Here is a 25701-nt window from a genome sequence, read left to right as displayed (position 1 = left end):
AAGAATTACAGCGGTTTTTATGCGGCTATTTTGGCGTTAAGACACACCTTGCAGGTAAATATCTGCAAGGTGTATTAGCGCTTAGAAACCTAAGCTATCGAGTAAATCATCAACTTGATCCTGACTGGCTACTACACCTGTCGCACTGGCATTCAGTTGCGGGCCATTTAATAGCCCCTCATTTGCACGTTTTGTCCTGTTATCTGACTCAGGCATGTTTTCCAGTAATACCATCAGTAACTGACGCTCAATTTCTTGAATAACATCCATCATGCGTTTGATAACCTGACCAGTAAGGTCCTGGAAATCTTGAGCCATCATGATTTCAAGCAACTGTGCATTAGTAAAACTGGTATGATCGGGAACCTCGGACAGATAGCTGCGCGTATCCGTCACCAGTTCACGTGCATCATCAAGCGCTATTGGGTTTGCAAACCACTCATCCCAACGACCACTGAGCGATTTCGCTCCACGTTCAAGTTGCGTTTGATGAGGCTGAGAAAGTTCGACACAGTTTAATGCTCGTTCAGCAGCCTGAGCGGTCATCTGTACCACATAATCCAGTCGGTCTCGTGCGTCCGGTATCGCTTCTGCTGCTTCAGCAATCGCTTGATCCAGGCCCAGTTCACGCAGACTGTCACGCAACATCCGCGTTAAGCTACCGATGCGAGCAACGATATCTGCCGCTGATTGCGGGTGTAAATCTATTGCCGGGTTGGCTGGTGAGTGCATTTGCTCCTCCTTACATGCCAAGCTTTTCGAATATTTTGTTCAGCTTCTCTTCCAGTGTTGCGGCAGTAAAAGGCTTAACGACGTACCCACTTGCTCCCGCCTGCGCTGCTGCAATGATGTTCTCTTTTTTAGCTTCTGCCGTAACCATCAACGTCGGCATCGCCGCCAGAGCACCATCGGCACGAATGGCTTTCAGTAACTCCAGACCATCCATATTAGGCATGTTCCAGTCAGTGATAACGAAACCGAAGCCACCGCCCTGGAGTTTGTTGAATGCCTCAACGCCATCCTCTGCCTCTTCAACATTATTAAAACCGAGCTCTTTTAATAAGTTACGTACGATGCGTCGCATCGTTGAGAAATCGTCTACCACCAGAAACTTGAGTTCTTTATCAGCCATTAAAATCGGGCTCCTTCAATTAAATACGTATTGCCTGTCCGGCACTCATTTTCGCCAGCATTTGCTGGCTTATCTGGCTTAACTCGACCACTTCGCTAACGCCACCAGCATTGATGGCCTCGCGCGGCATGCCGAACACCACACAACTGGCTTCATTCTGAGCAATAGTCCAGGCACCCGCCTGGTGCATGGCGAGCATTCCTGCTGCGCCATCATTACCCATTCCGGTAAGAATGACGCCCACGGCATTTCGACCGGCGCATTTTGCTACCGAGTGAAATAAGACATCGACCGAAGGACGATGACGATTTACCGGAGGGGCATCAGTAATGGTGATTTGATAGTTTGCACCGCTACGCGTCAGCGCCATATGTTGATTACCCGGTGCAATATAGGCATGTCCCGGCAATACGCGCTCACCGTCTTCGGCTTCTTTCACTTCAATCTGACACAGCTTATTCAACCGCTCGGCAAATGAGCGGGTAAACCCCGCGGGCATATGCTGAGTGATTAATACTGCCGGGCTTGAAAGAGGGAGTGGCTGCAATACATGACGAATCGCCTCCGTTCCCCCGGTCGAAGCACCAATGGCAATCAGCTTTTCGGAGCTGAGTAAGGGGCCGTTTTTCAGAAGTACTGGCGCGCTACGACTTACTGCGGTTCCCAGTTTGGCGCGTGATGCGGTACGGACTTTTTCAGCGATAGTTTCGCTATAAGCCAGCATGCCCTCACGGATCCCTAGCTGAGGTTTAGTCACAAAATCAATGGCGCCTAATTCCAGCGCACGGAGTGTCACCTCGGAACCTTTTCCCGTCAGGGATGACACCATTACGACTGGCATCGGCCGTAACCGCATAAGTTTCTCAAGAAAATCAATACCGTCCATACGCGGCATTTCGACATCCAGCGTCAAAACATCTGGATTGAATTTCTTAATTAAGTCACGTGCAACTAATGGATCCGGAGCTGTAGCAACCATTTCCATATCACTGTGACTATTAATAATTTCCGTCATAATCCGCCGCATTAAAGCGGAGTCATCTATTGATAACACACGTATTTTTGTCATGTCCTTTCCTTACTCAACCCATAAACGGTCTGACCACGAAGCCAGAAGTCACGGCTAAGATGACTGAAATTCTCCGAATGCCCGGCAAACAGTAATCCCCCTGGTTTTAACAGTGGGACGAAGCGGCTCAAAATATCTTGTTGTGTTTTTTTATCAAAATAAATCATTACGTTACGACAGAATATGGCATCGAACGGCCCGGGGGTTTGCAGCCTTGTGTCAAGCAAGTTGATAACGGCAAACTCAACTTGCTTAGCCAGCTCCTGACGAACCCGGACATAGCCTTCATGGGGTCCGGTACCTCGCATGAAATAACGCTGAAGTTGCTGGGGCGAGAGCGTCTTAAGCTCCTGCTGACGGAAAACGCCACTCTGGGCTTTTTCCAGCACTTGCGTATCAATGTCACTGGCAAAAACTTTCCAGCGACCAGTACCTTCTCCCAGAACATCAGCAAGCGTAATCGCAATAGAATACGGCTCCTCTCCGGTCGATGACGCCGCGCTCCAGACCTTATACTCGCCCTTTTTTTGACGAGCATGCTCGGCAAGAATAGGAAAATGGTGCCCTTCGCGGAAAAAAGCCGTCAGGTTTGTGGTCAGGGCATTAATAAATGCCTGCCACTCGGCATCACTGGCGTTTGCCTCCAGCATACCGAGATAGTCACCAAAATCCTCCAGACCGAGCTGTCGCAAACGGCGAACCAAGCGGTTGTAGACCATATCCCGTTTATGGTCAGCCAGTACGATACCTGCACGCTGGTAAATTAACTGGCATATCCGACGGAAATGAACGTCGGAAAGCGGCAGACGCTGTGTCATTTGTTGTAGTAATGACGATTGCCCAATCGGACTCTGTAATGTCATAGCGCCTTCTCAATTACTCTTCAGGTATCAATCTGAAATAACTAATTTTTCTACCCAATGCCGCGTCAGATATCACTCAAACGGAAGACTTTGACCACTTGGTTCAAATGTTCCGTCTGACTTGCCAGCGATTCCGTCGCACTGGCGGATTCTTCCACTAATGCGGCGTTCTGCTGAGTGACAAGATCCATCTGACTCACAGCCTGGGCAACCTGAGCTATACCGTGACTTTGTTCATCCGACGCGGAGGCAATTTCGCCCATGATGTCGTTTACCTGGGTCACTGAATGCACAATTTCAGACATCATGGCGACGGATGCATCGACACGGTCCGATCCCTGCTGTACTTGTTCGACTGACTCTTCTATTAATACTTTTATCTCTTTTGCTGCTTGCGCGCTGCGACTGGCGAGATTACGCACCTCACCCGCAACCACCGCAAAACCGCGTCCCTGCTCACCTGCTCGTGCTGCCTCCACAGCTGCATTCAGCGCCAGAATATTGGTCTGAAAAGCAATACTGTCGATGACATTAGTAATATCGGAAATTTTTCGTGAGCTTCCCGCTATTCCCTGCATAGTCTGAGCAACAGACTCCGCCTGAGAACCTCCCTGCTTTGCTTTATCGGCTGCGGCACGCGAAAGTTGAGCGGCCTGTCGGGCATTATCAGCATTCTGTCCGACAGTGGCAGTTAGTTGCTCCATACTGGCCGCGGTTTGCGCCAGCGATGCTGCTTGCTGCTCGGTTCTGGATGACAGGTCATTGTTTCCTAATGTTATTTCAGAAACCCCCAGATGCATCGCCTGGCTACTGTCACGTACCTGGCTAATCGTCTCTTTGAGTGCGCTTTGCATCTTTTTCAGGCTGTCAAAAATTAAAGAAATTTCATTCCGGCCAAATACTGCTATCTGTTTCGATAAGTCACCTTCAGCAATGCTGTCGAAATGGCTACGTACAATCGCCAGCGGCTGGACTATCATTCTGCGTGACCACCACAGGGATCCCAGGGTCAGTAACACCGCGCTTAAGGTCACGCTGCCAAAAATAATCGCCGATAACAGATAATTACTTTCACTGCCCTGACGAGCCTCGGTAATTCGCTGATTAATCGTCTGCTGCCAGGCATTGAAATAGGATTCAAAATTGTCCTGCGCTTCACCTACTGGCGTATTTAAAAACTCAGATATCTGATTACCTTCCAGCCAGGAGATTTGCTGGCGCAAAGCACTTTCAAAACGGGTAAAACTTTGCTGAGCAGAGGCCATCATGTCGGTATCATGTTCACTACCGCCGGGGGTCTCACTGAACTGGGTAAACACATCATCAGCATGATCCAACCCTTGCTTCGCCAGGGTAATTTGCTGCTTAATTTCATCGGCCGGATAAACCAAGGCAGCCAGTGTTCCGGCGCGGCTTAATGCGCCACCGGCTTCGAGCAGTGCCGCCCGACTTTGTGTTAACAGATCACGCTGCTGGTTACTGGACTCCACCATACTTAAATTCTGATAGTCGTTATGAAAAGCCCAGAAAGACAAACCATTGCTGCCGATTTGCAATACTCCGCAAATCACTAAAATAATAAAAAGCGTGGTCGAAATTTTGATACGGTTAAACATCAATCCCTTCCTTAGCTAATATTGATAAGTACGACTTAATCGCTCTGATTTTGGCGTCATCTTTGCATCACCATCAGCAGAGCGCAGCTTGAGCAGAATCGAATAATTCCGTCTGAAGCCCTGAGTGACTTATTGATTTCTTTGCCAGAGATGTTCAGCAAGCGTTAATCGTTGTTATCGGCAGCAGTAGCGGAAACTTTATTTATGGCGCAAGGAAATGAGTGAATTACTGGAGAGGGTGCTAATAATAAAAAGAAAAGCCTTATCTGCGGGTACAGATAAGGCTTTTTACGGTTACAGAGACTTCATTATAGTGCGGCGGATTCTACTAAGGCCATTTCTTCACTGCTCAATAATTTTTCAATATTGACCAGTATCAGCATGCGATCTCCCAGCGCCCCGAGACCAGTGAGGTATTCTGTCGAAAGCGTGACGGCAAACTCAGGAGCCGGTCGAATCTGATCGGTGGTCAGCGATAACACATCAGAGACACCATCAACCACAATACCGACGACGCGTTGTTCAAAATTCAGCACAATAACGACAGTATTGTCATTATATTCCACATCGTCCTGAGCAAATTTAATACGTAAGTCGATGATTGGCACAATCACACCGCGTAGATTGGTAACGCCTTTAATAAAGTTAGGGGTATTCGCAATTCGGGTCACTTGATCATAACCGCGAATTTCCTGCACTTTCAGAATATCAATACCGTATTCTTCGTTACCGAGCGTAAACACCAGGAATTCTTGTCCTACGGTCTCGCCAGTTAATTTTGTCACATGAGTGGATACTGTCATTTGCGTACCTATTTCTTAAGCGGTTGATCAAGCGACGGGAAGCGCCAGACGTTGTTCACGATTTAAACCTTGCAGGGCAGAAACATCGACAATTAAGGCGACGCTTCCATCACCTAAAATCGTGGCTGCTGAAATACCCGGCACTTTGCGATAATTACTCTCAAGATTTTTTACCACAACCTGATGCTGACCAATCAGCTGATCAACCAGCAGTGCAAAGCGGCGGCCTGCACTTTGCAGAATGACAACGATGCCTTGCGTGGCTTCAGTTTTTGCCCCCTGCACTTCAAACACTTTCCAGAGTTCGACTAACGGCAGATACTCTCCGCGAACTTCCAGTACACGCTCTCCACCGGCTAATGGATGTAAATCTTGTTCCTGAGGCTGCAAAGATTCCATGACGGCATTCAGTGGCAGAATAAAGACTTCATCACTGACTTTCACCGACATACCATCGAGAATGGCGAGGGTCAGTGGCAGCAAGATCCGTATCGTGGTTCCTGCTCCGGCTTTGCTCTGAATTTCAACGTGGCCGCCCATTTCCTGGATATTACGTTTCACTACGTCCATACCCACGCCACGTCCGGAAACATCAGTGACCTGCTCGGCAGTTGAGAAACCTGGCGCAAAAATCAGCATGCCAATTTCTTCATCACTCATATTTTCGTGAACGGCCAGCCCCTGAGATAAGGCCTTCGCCAGAATACGTTCACGATTCAGTCCGGCACCGTCATCGGACACTTCGATACAGATATTTCCGCCCTGGTGTTCAGCAGACAGAATCAGATTTCCTGACTCACTTTTACCGGCAGCGCGGCGTTTTTCTGGTGACTCAATACCATGGTCAAGACTGTTACGTACCAGATGCGTTAATGGATCGATAATGCGTTCAATGAGACTTTTATCGAGTTCGGTTGAACTCCCCAGCAGTGTCAGCTCTACCTGTTTATCCAGTTTACTGGCCAGGTCACGCACCAGCCGAGGGAAGCGACTAAAGACATATTCCATCGGCATCATACGAATAGACATCACCGACTCTTGCAGATCGCGGGCATTACGTTCCAGTTGCCCCATGCTGGCAATCAAATCGCCATGCTGAACCGGGTCTAATTCGCCTGAACGCTGGGCCAGCATCGACTGGGTAATAACCAGTTCACCCACCAGGTTAATGAGCTGGTCAACTTTTTCCACTGCGACACGAATACTGCTTGATTCAGCACCACGCGTGGTCGGTTTATCCCGAATCACACGGCCGGTTACGGGGGCTAAAGGTTCTGGTAACGAGTTTTTGACCTCAACAACTGCCGGTGCAGGAGGCGCAATGACCGCAACATCGACAGCAGTAACAGAGAGTTCGGGTTCTGGCAGAGTCTCAAGTGGTAAAAAGTGAATCTGTTCAGGCTCAATAACAAAACATAATACGGCTGCGATATCATCCCCACTGACCGTGGTCTCAAGGGTGACCGTCAGTGATGTAGCCTCTTTCACTACCTCGCTGACATCCCCGAGATTGGCCAGTTCGTCTAACATCACATCGCGTTCAGCTTCTTTCAAACCGTCCAGCAGCACGCGCAGTTTATTACCTGAGCTACCGGCAGATGTCACGACAGCAGGCTGTGCGGCCTCGGTCACCTGCGGTTTGTTAACCGCTCCAGCTTGAGTTTCCAGTGCTAACTGACGTAGTGCCTGGCAAATATACTGAAAACTTGCTGCATCGGGTTCTTCTGAAGCTTTATAGGCATCTAACTGTTCCTGCATAATATCTTTGGTTTCCAAAAACAGGTTGATAATGTCTGAGCTAAGCTGCATTTCGCCACGCCGAGCCTCATCGAGAAGATTTTCCATCAGGTGGGTTGTTTCCTGCAGCAGGCTAAAACCGAAAGTTCCTGCCCCACCTTTAATGGAGTGCGCCGCACGGAAAATAGCATTTAACTGTTCTGAATCAGGAGATTCGGGTGTCAGGTCCAGCAAATGCTGCTCCATATCAGCCAGTAACTCATCTGCCTCATCGAAAAATGTCTGGTAAAAATCGCTGATATCCATACTCACGCTATCACCTCATATCTGGTTGTGGCGCAATGTTATTATTCCCAGGAGACGTATCAGGCAGCGCTATCAAGGCGTCCAAGGGTTTATTTTCACTCTCTGCGTTTTCATGCATGATGGCACTTTCAGTCTGTTTATTAAGAACTAACAAACTGATACGACGGTTAATTGCATCCCCGGCACCTTTGTCCGAGAGCACCATCGTTGATGACATCCCAACGACACGCAGAACTTTTCCTTCATCCAGTCCGCCGGTAACCAGTTCACGGCGTGAAGCATTTGCCCGATCGGCCGATAGTTCCCAGTTACTGTAACCTCGCTCACCACTCGCATAAGGGAGATCATCTGTATGTCCGGAAAGACTGATTTTATTAGGTAAATCATTCAAAACAGGTGCAATCTTGCGCAAAATATCACGCATATAGGGTTCAACCTCTGCACTCCCCGTTTTAAACATTGGGCGGTTCTGACTATCAATTATCTGGATACGTAAACCTTCCTGAACCAGCTTTATCTGTAAATGCGGACGCAAAGCCCGTAATTTAGGATCAGACTCAATCAACTGGTCGAGATCGCCTTTGATGCGTTTAAGGCGATTACTTTCCATACGTTTACGTAACTCTTCAATATCAGGATGTTTTTTAACTTCACCCTGTTGCTGAGTTACATCGTCTCCACCGCCAGGAACCGGACTGAAACTATCCGAAAGACGCTCCCCCCCCGTAATGGCCTGAGCCAGTGGGGTACGAAAATAATCGGCAATTTGTGCCAGTTCTTTAGGGCTGGAAATGGAGATAAGCCACATCACCAGAAAGAAAGCCATCATGGCGGTCATAAAATCGGCATATGCAATCTTCCATGAACCATGCCCACCCTGTGCATGATGTTTGCTCTTACGTCGTCTGACGACAACGATAGGGTGAGCCTGATTTTTCATACTTCCTCTTCCGTGCTTCGTTGGGCATTCGGGGAACGAACAGCACGAACATGTTCTTCAAGTTCAATAAACGATGGACGTTCGCTGGAATAGAGCGTTTTACGTCCAAATTCCACAGCGATAGGTGGCGCATAGCCATTAAGACTCGATAGCAAAGTCACTTTGACGCATTGCATCATTTTCGTGGTTTCGGCACTTTTCTGCCGTAATACCGAGGCAAGTGGCGAAACAAACCCATAAGCCAGTAAAATACCCAGGAATGTTCCCACCATCGCATGCGCAATCAATGCCCCCAGTTCAGCCGCCGGACGATCGGCTGATGCCAGGGCATTAACAACGCCCATAACCGCCGCGACTATTCCGAAAGCAGGTAAAGAATCCCCCACCAGTGACAAGCTATTTGCGGGGATTTCTGCTTCACTTTCATGAGTTTCTATTTCTTCGTCCATCAAAGCTTCGATTTCAAAAGTATTCATATTGCCGCTGATTATCAGACGCAAATAATCGACGATAAAATCCAGCATGATGGGATCCGCAAGGATCCGCGGATAGCTGGCAAAGATTTCGCTTTCAGCAGGTTTTTCAATATCACGCTCAAGAGAAAACATCCCTTGCTGGCGTGACTTAGCCATCAGGCGATACAGCAACGCCATCAGATCCATATACATACTTTTGTTGTATTTCGAGCGACGAAACAGCAACGGCAACGCTTTCATTGTGGCCTTGATAGCTTTACCGTTATTACCGACGATAAAGGCCCCAACACCCGCACCACCAATGATGATAAATTCTGAGGGTTGATACAGCGCGCCAAGATGCCCGCCCGTCATCATATAACCGCCAAATACAGTCACTATAACGACCAGATAACCTATTAAAATCAGCACGAGACAATCCTTCCGCTATTGAATGTGGTGAGAGTGAACAAAAAACAACAACAGGTCTAAAACGCAGACATAAAAAAAGCAGCAGTAAAACTTCACCGCTGCTGAGATGTTTTAACACTGTGTGTGTTAAACGACCTGTTCTACCTGTTCATTCAGCAGTTGCGGAATAATATCGGCAGAGTTTATGGAAAGTTTACGTCTTTTTACGGCTCTGGAGGGAGGCTGGCAAAGACTGCAGGTAAAACTACCCGCGGGTTGATGAGCATGAGCGATAAATTTACCGCTGCAGCTGTTGCATTCACAGAGTTCCAGCATGCCACTTTCGACAAAACGAACCAGTGTCCAGGCGCGGGTCAGTGCCAGTAATGGTCCATCTGCCGGAGAAGGACATTGTTCAAGATAAAGGCGATAGGCCTTGATAACGGCATCAACCCCTTCACTTAATCCGCTGCGCAATAAAAACTGCCAGGCATTACAAAACATGGAAGCATGAATGTTTTGCTCCCAAGTCATAAACCAGTCAGTAGAAAAAGGCAGCATCCCTTTTGGAGGCGGGCTACCACGTAACTCTTTGTAGAGTTTAATAAGACGGCCACGACTCAGTTGCGTTTCACTTTCTAGCATCTGTAGCCTGGCACCTAAAGTAATGAGCTCCATTGCCAGCTGAATATCCCGGGCTTCCTGAACAATACTTTTTTCACTCATTTCACGCTCTTTTCTTCTTGGATGTATCAACTGGTTCTGATATCCCATTAAGTAAATGGGTAGATAATAAAATACCGGTATGGATTTGTTGTAAATCATCCACACGAGAATCCTGCGTCAGGCGAGTAATTGTCTGATGATCGGTGAAGCGGAATTGACATACCAGTTGGTTTGTTTCCGCTAATTTGACCATTTGAGGTAACGTTAACTCAACCAAGGTCGTTGCCATATCTTCAGTAATACCTAAGCGAAAAATCGCGGAGGCTTTATCCTGGCCAATGAGGTGCTGTGCGAGTAGTAAATATGACAAATTGATATCATATATATGTTTTAGCAACTCGGATGTATGCATTTTTACCATCCCAAAAACTACTGTTTGTTTGTGCCAGTTAATCCTAATTTCTCAGGATAAGATAAGCGCTAATGGTTGTTTTCTGGAAACGTCAGAACAAACCTATGTCACCTATAGTTATCGTCTGAAGATTAAAAAACATTAACCACACCCCATTACTTCGACAGTTATCGCTGGCAACGAGGCATTAAATCACCAGTAAAAACTCCCGAAAAGCTACAACGACTACAAAATCACGGTCTAAAACTTACGAATGATTACAAACAAAAGATATTTTTTTAGTTCTCTGGCGTTTGAAAATTAAGATTTATCCTAATGAAGGCGAACTCTACTCGTAGCAGGTAGCACATACAATGAAACATGCTGCGATTTTGAAAAAAATGTGACGAGCATCACATAATTTGTTAGGAAATTTCTCATCAAATCATCAGTGTGGCTTTTCATTTGATCAAATGTTGATCAAAGGATCGGACTTTGTAGACGAGTTATTATCTGGCATTCAACAAAACAAGAGTGATTAAAATTAGTCATATTTTTTAGTAGGATAGCGAATAAATTAAAGTTTCAGGTATTTATGAACAATTATGTTTTATTCGTTATTGTTACGCATTCACCCAGATACCACGTTCATTTAGAGCAAAATTTAACCAGTAATGATAGATAGTTAAATCATTGCAGCGATTTTTCATAAATTTTAATTTCCTGATCATTTCAAGCAAGTGCACTCTGTCAGGACTCATGTGCTGAGAAAAATAAATGAATTTATTTCATAAGAACAATTTAACTATCAGGATGAAATAGGTTGGTATTTTTATCGCGCAAATTATGAGAATTTACCCCTGAATCTGCCGTATTTAAGGCTTAAAATTTTTAAGGTTATATTTGAAACTATCCAAATGTTATCAACATTCGGTCATATTTTACTGAGCCTGCCTTGTTCAATAACATTACATCAATAATTTTTTGCTACAAACGCAGCGACCTGCTAACAGGGAGGTAACACTTACGAAGTATCCCGGGATAATTAAACAATAATTCTGTCGTCACTTATCACTTCATGGTTCCAAAACGCACCAATAACATCCAGTTATTGTCGGGCGAAAATAATCTCTATATAAAAAAATGTCAGGCCGCTGCGAATAATGTGATGCAGAGTTTCAACTAAAATTATGCCGTTAAATGTTTACGGAAATAACGACAGACAGACGCGTAAACCAGGCTGAATGGATTCAGAAAATATATCGGAAATAAGAGGGACGAGCAGAATGCACGTCCTCTTTACAGGCTGATACACTCAGTAATTAGTGTGCATCTTGTTGTGGGGAAAACTTGAGTTCAATAAGCGCTATCGCTTTCTGAATAGCACGCTGGGTGACAGGGTCAGCTCCAGCAGGGTGTCTGGCAAAATCAATTGATTTTAACTGATGCGCCATTTTGTCCCGCACTTCAACCGGAGCAATAACGTCGATTACATCGAGAATTTGCTTGATTACCAACTGACACGCGACGACATCAGAAACCAACTCCTGATCGGCAGAAAACTGCTCGGCCATACTTCTTCTCCTGTTCTGTTCGCCCGACAATCTACCTGCTCCGTTTGAAACGAAGCAACTCGCCGGGCGGCGCTTGCAATAAATGATTACTGTTGACTATGTCTAAGCGTCTGATGATTTATTTTGATGGAAAGAAAAACGCTGATGGAAATACGCCTTCAGATGCTCTTCCATAGCCTGAACTTTCTGATCAATTCGCTGACATAAATATTCGTCGCTATTCATTGCCCGAACTCTGTCCAGAGCCATCTCGTCAATTTCATCTTTTTGCCGTTCGCTCAGTTCAGTTTTATTTACTTGTTGCGTCATGATAAAGCTCTCCATCAGGTTAGGGCTCAATTATAGCGCTATCCTGATACTGAACACCATGATGTATCTCCACGCCAGCAGAATACCCGGTTGATAACCGAAAATAGCGTGAATTAAGGCGGAGGAATTCAAAGAGGAGATGTTGCTTATGTCTGAAAATATACAATGAACAGAATCAATCTGAAGGCTCAGAATGAGCCTGAACCTTCAGTTATGGTCTTCAAGCCAGTACATTACGAACAAAAGCTTCAATCTCTTTATTCTGACAATTTTCAAAGAAACAGGTCTGGAAGCGCTCTCCTGAGACTGCCGTTTTCACCAGTTCAGGATCTATAGCGCGTAAGGTATCAAGATAATGTTCTTTCACTACAGCCGCTTTTACCTGACTAAATATACCTGCATTACGTACCTGTGGTTCTTTTCGTTCAGCAGGATAACCTTCCCCTCGAGGCCCGCTAAATGCCTTTTCAAAAATATAACGAACATTTAATTCTGCACCCCAGCCAAATCCTTTAGCGTAAGGTAGTGACAGTGCGTTGCCGTTATTAATTTGTGAAAATAAGAAAGCATCTGCCGGATCGATACAATAACCACAGATAACACCCGGATGAATATTGAGTGACATTAAAGCACCCTGCCCGGTTCCACAACCGGTTACCACAAAATCTACCGCCTTGGCATTCAGTAAAATACTCGCCATAATACCGAGATGAATATACGTCAGATGATGATCCTGTTCATCACTCATACCAACATTAAAGACCGGGTAGTTTTTTTCCGAGGCAACAGCCTGCAATTCTTTAAGAATAATAGCATTTTTACTTGCCTGGCTATTTTCCATCATCAGTGCAATTTTCATATTTTACCTCCAGGTTATTTCGCGGAAAGTTCAGCATCGGGTATCACTCATGGTAATACACTACTATTCAAAGAACGCCACCTCAATTTTAATGAAACATTATTTTAAAAAAGTAAGATGGCCTTCACAGTTCGCTATTTTTTTATCCGAAAAAATAAAATGCAACGTTAGCGTATTCTGCACTGACAGTTGCAAAGAATATCCCAAAGACAATTTCACTTAACTTAATATTTTAAATCAAAACAACAGGTAATCACTGCTTCCACGGTAAAGACTACTTTCTTCAATTACCGCTCGTGCTACCCTGAAACTAATCTGGCTAAGGTATCAATAAGATGAAGTATCATTGTCTGTTCATTGCCACCCTGCTGCTTAGCGGGTGTACATTAAATAAAACGCCTGACATCGTAAGTACCGATCCTACCGCTGGAGTGGTTCGTCTGGGGTATAGCTTGTTACCGCTTAACAGTGGGAAAATTGATGAGCTGCAGACGCAATCGACCGCTGTTCAGCAGTGTCAGAAATGGGGTTATTTAACTGCATTACCCTATGGTGAAACCAAAACTTGTACAGTATTCAGCGGCCCACAATGTCTGAACTACGATGTATTACTGGACTACCAGTGCCGGGGCACAGGCGGAGCGCCTTACTCTGTTGTGACGAGTAACTGGTAACCCCATTATCATCCGTTAGCGCGGTAAGTGGATCGCATCTCTACCGCCGCTTCACAAAGATATCGTGATGAATTCACGCCCAGTCGTTTTCTCTCTTTTATCTGCCTTCTTCTATTGCGGTTATGACGCACTTTTTCCAGAAAATATCAGAAATTGTTGCCAGTTTAAGCAATCAGTAAACTCCCTGCTGCTTATAAATGATTTGCTCGGTATATTGGAGCGTAATTTGATAGACACCTCGCATTGCGCAGTATCAAGCGTTTTAATGCGCGATTAAATCACCTGCAGACATACCCAAATCGGACAGATGCATAATGACATTCTATAAAACAGCCTTAACGGGCGCTTTGCTGTTACTTCTGACAGGTTGTGCTGGCGGAACAAAAACACCGTCAAACATAGCTCAGTCCTGTGCCATCGGTGACACCATGACTCAAAGCACTCTCTATTTTGGTCTCAATCGCCCGGCAGGGCCTGAAATCACTACGACAGAGTGGCAGCAGTTCGTTGATAACGATGTAACCCCAAGCTTTCGTGAAGGACTTACCGTATTTAATGCTAGCGGGCAGTGGCTGGGTAAAGATGGAAAACTGGCGCGGGAGTCTAGCAAGGCACTGATGCTTATTCACGCCGGAGATGCAGAAAGTAACAGTAATATTGAGAAATTACGTAGCACTTATCAGTCACGTTTTAACCAGGATTCGGTAATGCGTGTTGACCAGAAAGTGTGCGTGGCGTTTTAGTCACTCGCCGGGCGCATTATTGTGCGAAAGAGAATACACTTCTTCTCTCTCGCACAGCGTTTATAGCACCAGTCCGGCAAATGCTGCGGACAGCAAACTCACCAGCGTCGCGCCATAGACTAAACGCAGACCAAAACGTGATACCACGTTCCCCTGCTGTTCGTTCAGACCTTTAATCGCCCCGGCAACAATACCAATCGAAGCAAAGTTAGCAAAAGAAACCAGGAAGACTGACAGAATACCCAAGCCCCGTGGCGATAAGGTCGCCATGATTTTTTGTAGTTCAATCATGGCGACAAATTCGTTCGCGACCAGCTTAGTTGCCATAATTCCGGCAGCAGCCAGAGCATCAGCATGGGGTATCCCGACAAGCCAGGCGAAAGGATAGAAAACATAACCCAGTATCTGCTGGAAACTCATACCAAAAACTGTTGCAAACAAGGCATTCAGCGCACTGATTAAAGCAATAAAACCAATCAGCATTGCCAGAATAATCATCGCAACTTTAAAACCAGCAAGAATATACTCGCCCAGCATTTCAAAGAAACTCTGAGATTCATGCAGTTTTTCTAGTTTGATTTCAGGCTCTTCCGTTCCCGGACGAGTTGGGTTGATTATCGTCAGAATAATAAAGGTACTGAACATATTGAGGATCAGCGCCGCAACCACATACTTAGGTTCCAGCATTGTCATATAAGCGCCGACAATAGCCAGTGATACAGTCGACATCGCCGTTGCTGCCATAGTAAACAGACGACGTGAGCTTAAATCTGCCAGAACACCTTTGTAAACAATGAAGTTTTCTGACTGCCCAAGGATCAGTGAGCTGATAGAGTTAAATGACTCAAGTTTCCCCATGCCATTCACTTTTGACAGCAGTAAACCCACCACGCGAATGATCACAGGCAGAATACGAAAATGCTGCAAAATACCGATCAATGCTGAAATAAAAATTATCGGACACAGCACCCCGAGAAAAATAAATGCTAGTCCGGCTTTACTCATTCCACCAAAAACAAAATCACTTCCCTCTGCAGCATAGGACAGTAAATGACCAAAGAAGCCAGAGACAGCGTTGATGATGCTTAATCCGCTATCTGAATTCAGGAAGAAGAATGCCAGCAGGCCTTCGATAACGACCAACTGGACTAAATAGCGAATACGAATGGTTTTACGGTCAAAGCTAACTAGCCAGGCAAGGCCAAGGATAACAAACAGAGCAAGGACAAAATGAAGAATATTCATGTTACTGACAACGTTGAAAGAAAAGCATTTAGCCACAGCTGACCGGCGAGGTAAATGCCCTGGACAGAATTTATTTCTGTGAGGTGACGTTCATCTGTGTCCTGCCATGAACGAAACGAGCTTGTTTCTACGAGATTTTTTATTCAGGGTTATTCTATTTATTATTGAATATTTCATGGAATATATAATAAGAGTAATTCGCATTATTATTACCAGAAAATTTAACCAATAATAATATTAACAACCATTCTCATTTAATTAATAATTGCAACATTCCATTTGCTTTTCTGCAAATATATATCTAAAGTATTAATTATCTTCCAGACCTTATTTATGGAGTTGCACATGTTAAAAAAGGATATGATCGAAAAGCTCAACGAGCAAATGAACCTTGAGCTCTTTTCTTCCCTGCTATACCAGCAGATGAGCGCATGGTGTAGCTACCACAGTTTCGAAGGCGCGGCAGCATTTTTACGTCGCCACGCTCAGGAAGAAATGACGCATATGCAACGCCTGTTTGCTTATTTAAGCGACACAGGAAATATGCCACAAATTAATGCTATTGCATCACCTTATAGTGATTATGCTTCGTTAGACGCTTTATTTAAAGCAACTTACGAACACGAGCAATTAATAACTAGTCAGATTAATGAACTGGCACATGCGGCAATGAGTTCCCAGGATTACCCTACATTTAATTTCCTGCAATGGTATGTTGCTGAGCAACACGAAGAAGAAAAACTGTTTAAATCTGTACTGGATAAACTCAGTCTTGTGGGTACCAGCGGTGATGGCTTGTACTTCATCGATAAAGAACTGGCAACTCTGGACTCTCAGTCCTAAGAGCCCAGATTCATTTTGCAGGCTGCTTCAGCCTGCAAAATATTTCCTGTATACGCAGGTAAAAGTTCGGTTCCAACTCCCCCCTTTTTTACGCCCCCTGGCAACTTAAAACATCACAGCGTTATATCCAAAATAATTCGAGTTGCAGGACAAAACGTTTACGTTTTGATCAACGCAAAGCGTTGGCCCGCCTGGGCGAGACTCATTGATGAGTCTCGTAAGCGGCAAGTGAGAGAATCCCGATGAGCTTACACAAGTAAATGATTCGGATGAACGAATGCAGCCAACGTGCATGCAACTTGAAGTATGACGGGTATGCTAGTGTAATGCCTGACCGCTCTGTCGGCGCTGCCAGTAATGATACAAACTCAATACTGCGGGTTTTATCTGGTCAAGACTGTCGAGAAACGCCGCCGGTGACATCTGATTGATTGTCACAACATTCTCTTCTATACCATGTAAGGCAATAACGGCGAGGGCCGGGCGTAATTCTTCTGGCAGGTCAACGCGATTAGTCAGCATGACACCGCGCATATAACCATAACACCACTCTTCCACCAGCACGATTTCCCGGTTATCGACCTCATCACTGCCAAACAGGGGTTCAAACTGTGTCGGATAGAATTCCAGACGCTCAGCGATATCCTGCTGATGCTGGTTAACCAGCCCTTCAAAGCGTACTCGCTCGGCATCGCTCTCCCACTCGGGTAACGTACCCCATATTGCCTGCCATAGCTCTGTGGGTTCAAAAGTATCACGCATTGATAACAGAGCTGTCAGTAAGCCGTCCAGCTCCGCTGCATCAATGACCGAGTCCGGGGTTCCATACTTGGCTAATACTTCATCAATCCATTCAATTTCTTCTTCACTGAGTGGTCCCTGGTTCATTGCTGGCTCCTCCTGGCATCACAGCCCAACCCATCCGGGCAAGCGGCCTGTGAGGCAATTCATCATAGTTTTACTATAGTACAACGAAAGTGCAGGAGATGCAGGGAAAGAAGCGCCACCAGGCCGCTATAACCCTATATCGGTATGCTGTTATTGCGATACGATCGATTCATTTCTATAAAAAAAAGGCTCATACTGGTTAACAGGAAAGTGTCTTAATTTCTATTTAAACACTTATATAACAGACCCGATGATTCTCTATTTGGAGTTTTTATGCGCGACTACTGTTTTTTTCAAAAGGATGATCAAATTATTGCCCTGGAAATAATGGATGTGGACAGAGCATTTCAATTAATTGAAAAAGGATTTAAAAAACAGTTTGAAGAAGTCAGTGCGCTGAATGAAGAAAAAGCGCTTGCTCGCTTTGAAGATATCCGCAGGAATAATCAGACAGATCATAAAAACTTTCTCGCAGGTGCGATAGCCATGCCTGTTATAGGCGCTCTGACTGCATTTACAACATACCTGTTTCAGAAGAAATGGTTAAAACGTAAATAGCTGAATTCACAAAAAGATTATTTTTTTAAGAAAGATACAGCAGCAGCCCAGGATAAATAACTCCATCTTCGGGAGTTTTTATGATTTCAGAGGCTGAGCAGCCAAAGCAAGTGGGGGCAGCAATACCCCACTCTTATGACGAAACCAAATAAAGGAAGGCAAATTTCAGGCAATAAAAAACCACCCGAAGGTGGCTTGCACGACACTGCTTATCATTGATTTTATTCTTGTATTTCCATGGTGCCCGGAGCGAGACTTGAACTCGCACAGCCATAAGCCGAGGGATTTTAAATCCCTTGTGTCTACCGATTTCACCATCCGGGCTCATGAAAATATTGGAGGCGCGTTCCGGAGTCGAACCGGACTAGACGGATTTGCAATCCGCTACATAACCGCTTTGCTAACGCGCCAGCCTTTAAGGCTTTACATTAAATTCTGTACAATAAAAAACCACCCGAAGGTGGCTTACACGACACTGCTTATCATTGATTTTATTCTTGTATTTCCCATGGTGCCCGGAGCGAGACTTGAACTCGCACAGCCATAAGCCGAGGGATTTTAAATCCCTTGTGTCTACCGATTTCACCATCCGGGCTCGGGAAAATTTGGAGGCGCGTTCCGGAGTCGAACCGGACTAGACGGATTTGCAATCCGCTACATAACCGCTTTGCTAACGCGCCAATCTCTAAGCCTTTACAGCCAGCAACAGAAACTCTGTTACCTGATATCTGGAGCGGGAAACGAGACTCGAACTCGCGACCCCGACCTTGGCAAGGTCGTGCTCTACCAACTGAGCTATTCCCGCACTTTACAAGTAAGAAGATAAAAACCTAATCACTTGCTTTTACTCTTATCGAAGCAGCCTTGCTGCCTTTCGATGCGTTGCATTCTACTTATCTGGCGCGGCGAGTCAATTAAATTTTCTAACTCTACGAATCGTTTGATTATTTTTGCGCCGGATAGATCACTGTTCGAGCAAATCGTTCCTTGCAGCCGCTAAATATTGGAACATTGACCAGAATGTCAGTACCGCTGCAACAAAGAAAAGCACAATACCCGCGTACTCAATCCACATGTTAGGACGCCATAACATGCCAATCAACGCCAGCATCTGTGCCATTGTCTTCGTCTTACCTATCCAGGAAACGGCAACACTGCTTCTTTTACCGATCTCAGCCATCCACTCACGTAAGGCCGAAATAATAATTTCCCGGGCAATCATGGTTGCTGCGGGCAACGTGACCCACCAGACATGATAATGTTCGGCTACCAGCACTAACGCGACGGCGACCATGACTTTATCGGCAACCGGATCGAGAAAAGCACCGAAGCGGGTACTTTGGTTCCATCTTCTGGCCAGGAAGCCGTCAAACCAGTCGGTAATCGCCGCCAGCCAGAAAATAAACGCACAGAGGAAAGGAGCCCAGTTGAACGGCAGATAAAACGCCAGAACAAAAAACGGGATAAGCACGACTCGGAATAGCGTGAGCATTGTAGGAATATTAAATTGCATAGCGCCAGGTTGCTTTCTGCTGAAAGTGGTAAATTGCCTCTATGTTGCTACAGAGACCCTAATGTTTCAACGAGTAGTAGATCTTTTCTGCAAGCGCCTGTGAAATACCGGGCACTTTGGCTATTTCCTCGACGGATGCGTTCTTGAGTGGCTGCAATCCGCCCATGTATTTTAGCAGCATCTGACGCCGTTTTGGTCCAATACCTTCGATTGTTTCCAGTGCACTGGTATTTTTTACTTTGGCACGCTTATTCCGGTGTCCGGAAATCGCATGATTATGTGAATCATCACGAATATGCTGAATCACATGCAGCGCCGGAGAGTCAGGTGGCAAGGCAAAACCTTCGCCAGTCGGCTCTAAAAATAACGTTTCCAGCCCTGCTTTACGATCCGTGCCCTTCGCGACGCCCAGTAATAGCGGATGATGCTTATCCCAGGGGACATCAAGATGCTCAAATACCGCTTTTGCCTGACCCAGCTGCCCTTTTCCCCCATCAATGATAATCACATCAGGGATCTTGTCCGGCTCGATAGCCTTACCGTAGCGACGCTGTAGCACCTGATCCATGGCGGCATAGTCATCCCCCGGTGTAATACCGGTGATATTATAGCGCCGGTATTCTGCCCGTAACGGACCATTCGCGTCGAACACCACGCAGGAAGCAACCGTCTGTTCCCCCATGGTATGGCTGATATCAAAACATTCCATGCGCGCAATAGCAGGCAACTGGAGCACTTCAGCCAGCGCTTTAAGACGCTGATGAATCGTCGACTGCTCGGTTAGTCGTGTCACTAAGGCGGTTGCGGCATTGGTACGTGCCAGTTTTAAATAGCGTGCGCGAGGGCCACGTGGCTTGCTCTGGATATTGATTTTACGCCCGGCAAGTTCACTGAGCGTATCCTCCAGCACCGTTTTATCTTGCAGGGTGAAGTCGAGCAGGATCTCGCTCGGCAAACTACGGGCTTCGCTGCCCTGTAGATAGAACTGCCCGATAAAGGTTTCCACTACTTCGGCCAGTTCAGTGCCTGCCGGAACTTTAGGATAATAGCTACGACTACCAAGTACTTTGCCCTGACGGATAAAGAGCACATGAATACAGGCTATGCCGGCATCAAATGCCACCCCTATCACATCCAGATCATCACCATTATTCGAAACAAACTGCTGTTCGGTCACCCGGCGCACGGCCTGGATCTGGTCACGAATACGCGCGGCTTCTTCGAATTCCAGCTGACTGCTCGCCTGTTCCATGCGCTCAATCAGCAAGTTCAGAACCTGGTCATCTTTCCCTGACAAAAACAGGCGCACATAGTCCACCTGCCGGGCATAGTCCTCTTCGCTGACAAGCCCACTGACGCAGGGGCCAAGACAGCGGCCAATTTGATACTGTAAGCAAGGGCGTGAACGATTACGATAAACACTGTTTTCACACTGACGCACGGGAAAGACTTTTTGCAACAGCGCCAGCGTTTCGCGGACAGCATAGCCATTAGGAAAAGGACCAAAGTATTCACCACGAGCGTGTTTAGCCCCTCGGTGCATCGTCAGTCGTGGGTGGCTATCCGCACTCAAGAAAATAAAGGGATAAGACTTGTCGTCACGTAACAGAACGTTGTAGCGGGGCTGATAGAGCTTAATATAATTATGCTCAAGCAGCAGCGCTTCCGTTTCAGTGTGGGTCACGGTGACATCGATATGCGCTATCTGCGCCACCAGAGCTTCAGTTTTTCGACTGGCAAGGTTGCTACGAAAGTAACTCGCCAGCCGTTTTTTAAGATCTTTTGCTTTTCCGACATAAATAACGGTTTCACTGGTGTCATACATCCGGTAGACACCAGGCTTACTGGTAACCGTTTTTAAGAAAGCGCGTGGATCAAAAATATCATTCACTTCCGGACAATGTCTCCGCATCGAAAAGTCCGTAACGAATCGCCAGATGCGTTAATTCAACATCACCGTTGATATTCAGCTTACTAAACATACGATAACGATAACTATTGACTGTTTTAGGACTTAAATTTAGCTGTTCAGATATTTCATTAACCTTCTGACCTTTGGTGATCATCAGCATGATTTGTAATTCACGCTCAGACAAGCAGCCAAAAGGAGAAGCTGATTTATCGGGTTCAATCTGGCTCAATGCCATTTGCTGCGCAATATCAGATGCTATATAACGCTGTCCCGACATAACCAGTCGAATCGCATTAACCATATCTTGTGGCGCTGCGCCTTTACTCAGATAGCCAGCGGCACCAGCTTGCATGACTTTCGCCGGTAAAGGATTTTCAGTATAAATAGTCAGCATGATGACTTTGATATCGGGCGCGTAACGTAAAATTTTGCGGGTCGCTTCCAGTCCGCCGATCCCCGGCATGTTCATATCCATTAACACCACATCTACCGACTGATTACGGCACCACTTAATGGCATCTTCACCGCAATTAACTTCACCCGTTACATTAATGCCTTTAATATCTTCCAGAATACGTCGTATCCCTGCTCGCACCAACTCATGGTCATCAACAAGAAGTACGTTGATCAAAGAATAAATCTCCAGAAAAGGGATAACGTTACTGATGGGAACGATTCATAGAGTAACGCTTTTCAGGCGAGAGGCAAATTCAATTTGCTATAAGCGTAGACAACGACGCATTATGAAGAGTTTTCTTATCTTTTTAGCCGATGGTCTGTTTAAAAAACTAACAATCGAGTAATTAAAAGCTTACAAAATAACGCCCTTCTTGTTTCGTCGATATACGCACCTTTATAACTTCTGTCTCTGCTGCTGAGCTAAAAGCTTATCCGATTATTATAACGCTTTATCGGGCTTAGCTCTATCTGCGCATGTTTTCATTGCCCCGCTATAATTGATGCAGGCAGGTTTCATCGGTATCGGGGCAAAAAATTCACGCAAGCCATGATATACTCCGTCGCCTTAATATTTTATCGCGCTGAAACAGCGACAAACCCAGCATTGAGGAACGTAAATGAGTACTCCTGATTTTTCCACGGAAGAGAATACCCGCCAGCTGGCGAGCGAAGTTTCCTGCCTGAAGGCCTTGTTAACACAGATGTTACTGGCTATGGGCCAGGCCGATGCCGGGCGTGTGATCCTGAAAATGGAAAAACAAATCGCCGAAATGGAAGATACTGCCCAGGCAGAAGTTTTTTGTAATACTGTGAAACAAATAAAACAGGCTTACAAACAATAAATCCGGATGGCTGGCAGCATAAGCTTTGCCAGCCATCATGATTCAGTCTCTTTCTGCCGTGATGTCGATAACGTTACCGTTCCTGGTGGTAGGCAAAAAGTGCCGGAGCCCCGCCGGTATGAATAAACAGAATCGGGCCTTCATCTTTAAAGCGTTTTTGTGCAACACCGTCAATTAACCCTGCCATAGCTTTACCGGTATAGACCGGGTCAAGTACCACCCCTTCCAGCTGGGCCAGTAATTTAATCGCAGCCAGACCCGCTTCACTCGGACGGCCATAACCTGGCGCAAAGTAGTCATCCCACAAGGTTATCGGTTTTTGTGCCGCCAGCTCCAGAGACTCTGCAACCTCTTGTTGTAAACCAGCGACCTTCGGTAACTGCTGCTCCAGACTTCTTGATACCGTGACCCCTATCAGTTCCACCTGCGGCATTAATTGTTCAAGCCCCACCGCCAGCCCGGCATGAGTTCCACCGCTACCCGATGCAACCACCACAGAAGAGAGTTCGACTGCCCCTTCGCATTGCTGAAATATTTCCTGGGCACTTTCCACATACCCCAAAGCACCCAGCGCGCTGGAACCACCAACCGGAATAACATAAGGGCGGAAACCCTGGGCTTCCAGGCGGATAGCGAGCTCGGCAAGCTGCTGGTTTGGTCTGTCCAGTGCCGGACACATTTCAATTTCTGCATTAAACAAGTCCAGCAACAGACGATTACCATTGGTCAGGTAATTTGCCGTCTGATTACCCGTGGGATTTTCCAGCAGTGCCACACAATTGAGGCCTAATTTTGCTGCCACCGCTGCCGTTTGACGGACATGGTTGGACTGGATTGCCCCGGCAGTGACTAACGTATCCGCTCCCTGACTTAATGCATCTGCCACCAGAAACTCAAGCTTACGCAGTTTATTGCCCCCCAGCGCAACGGGAGTAATATCGTCGCGTTTAATATAGATCTCGCGCCCAAGGTAATCAGAAAAACGCGGTAAATACTCCAGCGGCGTGGGTGCACCCAGAAGTTCAAGGCGGGGGAAACGAACTAAGTTGTTGAGTGACATAAAACCTCTTACAGAGACAAGAAAGTAAGGATGATTATGCCCTGGCGATGACGGTTTTGTTGCTCTGTGGGGAAAAATACGGATAAAAATTATCAGGCTTTACTGTCTTGATTAAAAAAGCCCCCTCCAGGTACGGGTCATCTTCTGGCTCTCACCGATTGAATATCCCGTATCCAGAGTAATAAATCGTTAACGTAATTCACTGTTTCTGTTGCTGATAAACTGATCGTATTTACGCAGGGCAATACGGTAATTATTGGTGCTGGTCTGAGGCAACCCGTCATTCAGCTCTTCCAGAGAAAATGCGTTTGATTCACCAGGCAGCGGAACAGAATGCTCGCTGAAATAATTACCCAGCCGACGCACCCGCACCACATATTCACGAATAGTGCCATGGCTCATCTCAGTCTGTTCAAACAGATACTGTTTAAAACCAATAATATCGAAAAAGTTATTTTGTTCTTTGCAATAGAGATCGCCGCAGAAGCGACATAGCGCGTCCCAGTGAGCCTGCTCTTCTTGCCAGTCGGCGTCAGTAATCAGGGTATCAAGCTGAGCAATGCTAACTTTGTTTACTATCGCACCATCCCGGGTCAGGGTTATCCTGTCCAGCTCTTTACTACAGTGCGCACAATGCGTTGCGATATGTTTAAAATCTTTCAGGTAGCGGCTTAAGGGCCGTCTTTTTGCTTGTTTTTGTATCATTTTTATTCCCCAGCGTTATAGCATTTTTCGGTAGGCCTATAACTTGCCCAGCTTGCTTCGCAGACGTTTAATCGCCTGACTATGCAGCTGGCTGACTCTTGACTCCCCTACTTCCAGCACCGCACCAATCTCTTTAAGATTGAGTTCCTCCTGGTAATAGAGGGTCAAAACCTGTTGCTCGCGGTCGGGTAATTTTTCTATCGCGTCCATTACCCGCTGCCGCAGATTGCCGTCCAGTAGAGCCTGAAGCGGGTTTTCCTGCTGATGCTGCTCGGTTATCAGTTCAATGCCGTCACCATGTTCTTCATGCCATTCGTCATAGGAGAACAACTGACTATTGTTGGTGTCGAGCAACATCTGGCGATAGTTTTCCAGCGAAATATTCAGTCGCGCCGCCACTTCTGTCTCTGTGGCATTACGCCCGAGTTCTTGTTCCAGCTGACCAATGGCCTGGGCCACACCACGCGCATTCCGCCTGACACTACGCGGTGCCCAATCGCGGCTACGCAGTTCGTCCAGCATCGCCCCACGAATACGCTGTACCGCATAAGTGGTGAAAGCCGTGCCTTGCAAAGCGTCATACCTGTCCACCGCATTCAGTAAGCCAATTCCTCCGGCTTGCAGCAGATCGTCTAGTTCAACGCTGGCGGGTAGACGAACCTGTAAACGCAATGCTTCGTGGCGGACCAATGGGACATAGCGCTGCCACAGCGAGTGTTTATCCATGACACCTTCAGCGGTATAGAGTGCGTTCACCATAAACAGCCTTGCGTTAGTTAATTCATCGGCACAATTATCCGTTTCTGTAGGAGTTTTAATCGTCAGAATAGTGGGGCAAATAGCGGGTATATTTGGCAGTAGAAAGCCAGAAACGGCGAAGAAACCAACAGAAATAGCTAGCAACAGCCGGGGACATTTGTCCCGCTGTTTGAGCTGAGTTAACCTGGTTAGCGATGGGGATCGATACCAGAGTTTTTATACCCGCTCTTTGAGCTGATACAGGTATTCAGCAGCGATAAAAAAACCCGCCGGAGCGCTGAGGAATCCCCAGTAAAATGAGCGGTTAAAATAAGACAGGCATAGAGTTTTGTGATCCACTGATTATTCCAATAATTCAATGAGTTCACC

General features: G+C 46.2%; 27 protein-coding genes and 5 tRNA genes. 5 read left to right on the top strand and 27 right to left on the bottom strand.

Annotated elements, in window-relative coordinates:
• Window positions 1-81: 81 nt before the first annotated feature.
• From cheZ to M2387_RS20060, 14 genes are all read right to left on the bottom strand, one after another.
• The gene (cheZ, locus tag M2387_RS20125) at window positions 82-732 is read right to left on the bottom strand and encodes a protein phosphatase CheZ (RefSeq protein WP_259052047.1); all 651 of its coding nucleotides are present in this window, start codon (window positions 730-732) and stop codon (window positions 82-84) included.
• Window positions 733-742: 10 nt separating this feature from the next.
• Window positions 743-1132, bottom strand: a complete 390-nt coding sequence (gene cheY / locus M2387_RS20120; protein ID WP_259052044.1) for a chemotaxis response regulator CheY — start codon at window positions 1130-1132, stop codon at window positions 743-745.
• A gap of 19 nt (window positions 1133-1151) precedes the next feature.
• Window positions 1152-2201, bottom strand: coding sequence for a protein-glutamate methylesterase/protein-glutamine glutaminase (locus M2387_RS20115; protein ID WP_259052042.1), 1050 nt, complete (start codon window positions 2199-2201; stop codon window positions 1152-1154).
• Window positions 2198-3064, bottom strand: a complete 867-nt coding sequence (gene cheR / locus M2387_RS20110; protein WP_259052039.1) for a protein-glutamate O-methyltransferase CheR — start codon at window positions 3062-3064, stop codon at window positions 2198-2200. Before cheR ends, M2387_RS20115 begins: the two co-directional genes overlap by 4 nt.
• A gap of 65 nt (window positions 3065-3129) precedes the next feature.
• Complete coding sequence (locus M2387_RS20105; RefSeq protein WP_259052037.1) at window positions 3130-4680, bottom strand: methyl-accepting chemotaxis protein; 1551 nt, start codon at window positions 4678-4680, stop codon at window positions 3130-3132.
• Between the two features lie 308 nt (window positions 4681-4988).
• Window positions 4989-5483, bottom strand: coding sequence for a chemotaxis protein CheW (gene cheW, locus M2387_RS20100; RefSeq protein WP_259052034.1), 495 nt, complete (start codon window positions 5481-5483; stop codon window positions 4989-4991).
• Between the two features lie 27 nt (window positions 5484-5510).
• Window positions 5511-7532 (bottom strand): chemotaxis protein CheA, encoded by a 2022-nt coding sequence (cheA, locus tag M2387_RS20095; RefSeq protein WP_259052032.1) that lies wholly within the window; start codon window positions 7530-7532, stop codon window positions 5511-5513.
• A 4-nt stretch (window positions 7533-7536) separates the two neighbouring features.
• On the bottom strand, window positions 7537-8466 hold the full coding sequence (gene motB, locus M2387_RS20090; protein WP_259052030.1) for a flagellar motor protein MotB: 930 nt from the start codon (window positions 8464-8466) through the stop codon (window positions 7537-7539).
• The gene (gene motA, locus M2387_RS20085; protein ID WP_259052029.1) at window positions 8463-9353 is read right to left on the bottom strand and encodes a flagellar motor stator protein MotA; all 891 of its coding nucleotides are present in this window, start codon (window positions 9351-9353) and stop codon (window positions 8463-8465) included. Before motA ends, motB begins: the two co-directional genes overlap by 4 nt.
• A gap of 126 nt (window positions 9354-9479) precedes the next feature.
• Window positions 9480-10058 carry a flagellar transcriptional regulator FlhC gene (flhC, locus tag M2387_RS20080; RefSeq protein ID WP_259052028.1) on the bottom strand — a complete coding sequence of 193 codons (579 nt, stop codon included), beginning with the start codon at window positions 10056-10058 and terminating at the stop codon, window positions 9480-9482.
• Window position 10059: 1 nt separating this feature from the next.
• Entirely contained in the window at window positions 10060-10410 is a 351-nt protein-coding gene (gene flhD, locus M2387_RS20075; RefSeq protein ID WP_259052027.1) for a flagellar transcriptional regulator FlhD, read from the bottom strand.
• A gap of 1301 nt (window positions 10411-11711) precedes the next feature.
• Complete coding sequence (locus tag M2387_RS20070; protein WP_259052026.1) at window positions 11712-11963, bottom strand: DUF2766 domain-containing protein; 252 nt, start codon at window positions 11961-11963, stop codon at window positions 11712-11714.
• A 102-nt stretch (window positions 11964-12065) separates the two neighbouring features.
• On the bottom strand, window positions 12066-12272 hold the full coding sequence (locus M2387_RS20065; RefSeq protein ID WP_259052025.1) for a hypothetical protein: 207 nt from the start codon (window positions 12270-12272) through the stop codon (window positions 12066-12068).
• Between the two features lie 220 nt (window positions 12273-12492).
• Window positions 12493-13131 carry an RpiB/LacA/LacB family sugar-phosphate isomerase gene (locus M2387_RS20060; RefSeq protein ID WP_259052024.1) on the bottom strand — a complete coding sequence of 213 codons (639 nt, stop codon included), beginning with the start codon at window positions 13129-13131 and terminating at the stop codon, window positions 12493-12495.
• A gap of 335 nt (window positions 13132-13466) precedes the next feature.
• Between M2387_RS20060 and yecR the strand changes: the two genes are divergently transcribed.
• Together yecR and M2387_RS20050 are read left to right on the top strand one after the other, a co-directional pair.
• Entirely contained in the window at window positions 13467-13805 is a 339-nt protein-coding gene (yecR, locus tag M2387_RS20055) for a YecR-like lipofamily protein (RefSeq protein WP_259052022.1), read from the top strand.
• 314 nt (window positions 13806-14119) lie between these two features.
• Complete coding sequence (locus tag M2387_RS20050) at window positions 14120-14548, top strand: DUF3574 domain-containing protein (RefSeq protein WP_259052021.1); 429 nt, start codon at window positions 14120-14122, stop codon at window positions 14546-14548.
• Window positions 14549-14608: 60 nt separating this feature from the next.
• On the opposite strand, the gene M2387_RS20045 is transcribed toward M2387_RS20050, so the two are convergent.
• Window positions 14609-15793 carry a NupC/NupG family nucleoside CNT transporter gene (locus M2387_RS20045; protein WP_259052020.1) on the bottom strand — a complete coding sequence of 395 codons (1185 nt, stop codon included), beginning with the start codon at window positions 15791-15793 and terminating at the stop codon, window positions 14609-14611.
• A 345-nt stretch (window positions 15794-16138) separates the two neighbouring features.
• Here M2387_RS20045 and ftnA point away from each other — a divergent pair, with 345 nt between their 5' ends.
• Window positions 16139-16636: a non-heme ferritin gene (gene ftnA, locus M2387_RS20040; RefSeq protein WP_259052019.1), complete on the top strand. Its 498-nt coding sequence runs from the start codon at window positions 16139-16141 to the stop codon at window positions 16634-16636.
• A gap of 318 nt (window positions 16637-16954) precedes the next feature.
• On the opposite strand, the gene M2387_RS20035 is transcribed toward ftnA, so the two are convergent.
• Complete coding sequence (locus tag M2387_RS20035) at window positions 16955-17524, bottom strand: UPF0149 family protein (protein ID WP_259052018.1); 570 nt, start codon at window positions 17522-17524, stop codon at window positions 16955-16957.
• A gap of 273 nt (window positions 17525-17797) precedes the next feature.
• Between M2387_RS20035 and M2387_RS20030 the strand changes: the two genes are divergently transcribed.
• Window positions 17798-18082: a hypothetical protein gene (locus tag M2387_RS20030; protein WP_259052017.1), complete on the top strand. Its 285-nt coding sequence runs from the start codon at window positions 17798-17800 to the stop codon at window positions 18080-18082.
• A 238-nt stretch (window positions 18083-18320) separates the two neighbouring features.
• Here M2387_RS20030 and M2387_RS20025 read toward each other — a convergent pair.
• From M2387_RS20025 to uvrY, 8 genes are all read right to left on the bottom strand, one after another.
• Window positions 18321-18406 (bottom strand) — tRNA-Leu (locus M2387_RS20025).
• A gap of 12 nt (window positions 18407-18418) precedes the next feature.
• Window positions 18419-18492 (bottom strand) — tRNA-Cys (locus tag M2387_RS20020).
• Between the two features lie 99 nt (window positions 18493-18591).
• Window positions 18592-18677, bottom strand: a tRNA-Leu gene (locus M2387_RS20015).
• Window positions 18678-18688: 11 nt separating this feature from the next.
• Window positions 18689-18762: transfer RNA gene (locus tag M2387_RS20010), tRNA-Cys, on the bottom strand.
• 49 nt (window positions 18763-18811) lie between these two features.
• Window positions 18812-18887: transfer RNA gene (locus M2387_RS20005), tRNA-Gly, on the bottom strand.
• A 159-nt stretch (window positions 18888-19046) separates the two neighbouring features.
• Window positions 19047-19595: a CDP-diacylglycerol--glycerol-3-phosphate 3-phosphatidyltransferase gene (gene pgsA, locus M2387_RS20000; RefSeq protein ID WP_259052016.1), complete on the bottom strand. Its 549-nt coding sequence runs from the start codon at window positions 19593-19595 to the stop codon at window positions 19047-19049.
• 58 nt (window positions 19596-19653) lie between these two features.
• A complete protein-coding gene (uvrC, locus tag M2387_RS19995) occupies window positions 19654-21486 on the bottom strand; it encodes an excinuclease ABC subunit UvrC (protein ID WP_259052455.1) in 1833 nt (610 codons plus the stop codon).
• A complete protein-coding gene (gene uvrY / locus M2387_RS19990) occupies window positions 21479-22138 on the bottom strand; it encodes a UvrY/SirA/GacA family response regulator transcription factor (protein ID WP_259052015.1) in 660 nt (219 codons plus the stop codon). Before uvrY ends, uvrC begins: the two co-directional genes overlap by 8 nt.
• 445 nt (window positions 22139-22583) lie before the next feature.
• Here uvrY and M2387_RS19985 point away from each other — a divergent pair, with 445 nt between their 5' ends.
• Window positions 22584-22808: a DUF2594 family protein gene (locus tag M2387_RS19985; protein WP_259052014.1), complete on the top strand. Its 225-nt coding sequence runs from the start codon at window positions 22584-22586 to the stop codon at window positions 22806-22808.
• 73 nt (window positions 22809-22881) lie between these two features.
• Here the strand turns inward: M2387_RS19985 and dcyD are convergent, their stop codons facing one another.
• From dcyD to M2387_RS19970, 3 genes are all read right to left on the bottom strand, one after another.
• Window positions 22882-23868 carry a D-cysteine desulfhydrase gene (dcyD, locus tag M2387_RS19980; protein ID WP_259052011.1) on the bottom strand — a complete coding sequence of 329 codons (987 nt, stop codon included), beginning with the start codon at window positions 23866-23868 and terminating at the stop codon, window positions 22882-22884.
• A 189-nt stretch (window positions 23869-24057) separates the two neighbouring features.
• On the bottom strand, window positions 24058-24573 hold the full coding sequence (gene fliZ / locus M2387_RS19975; RefSeq protein WP_259052009.1) for a flagella biosynthesis regulatory protein FliZ: 516 nt from the start codon (window positions 24571-24573) through the stop codon (window positions 24058-24060).
• 36 nt (window positions 24574-24609) lie between these two features.
• On the bottom strand, window positions 24610-25329 hold the full coding sequence (locus tag M2387_RS19970) for an RNA polymerase sigma factor FliA (protein WP_259052454.1): 720 nt from the start codon (window positions 25327-25329) through the stop codon (window positions 24610-24612).
• Between the last annotated feature and the right edge of the window lie 372 nt (window positions 25330-25701).

This window comes from Klebsiella sp. BIGb0407 (genome assembly GCF_024807845.1).
Classification (GTDB): domain Bacteria; phylum Pseudomonadota; class Gammaproteobacteria; order Enterobacterales; family Enterobacteriaceae; genus JGM124.
Note: the sequence above shows the minus strand (reverse complement) of the source record. Positions and strands in the feature narration are given on the sequence as shown.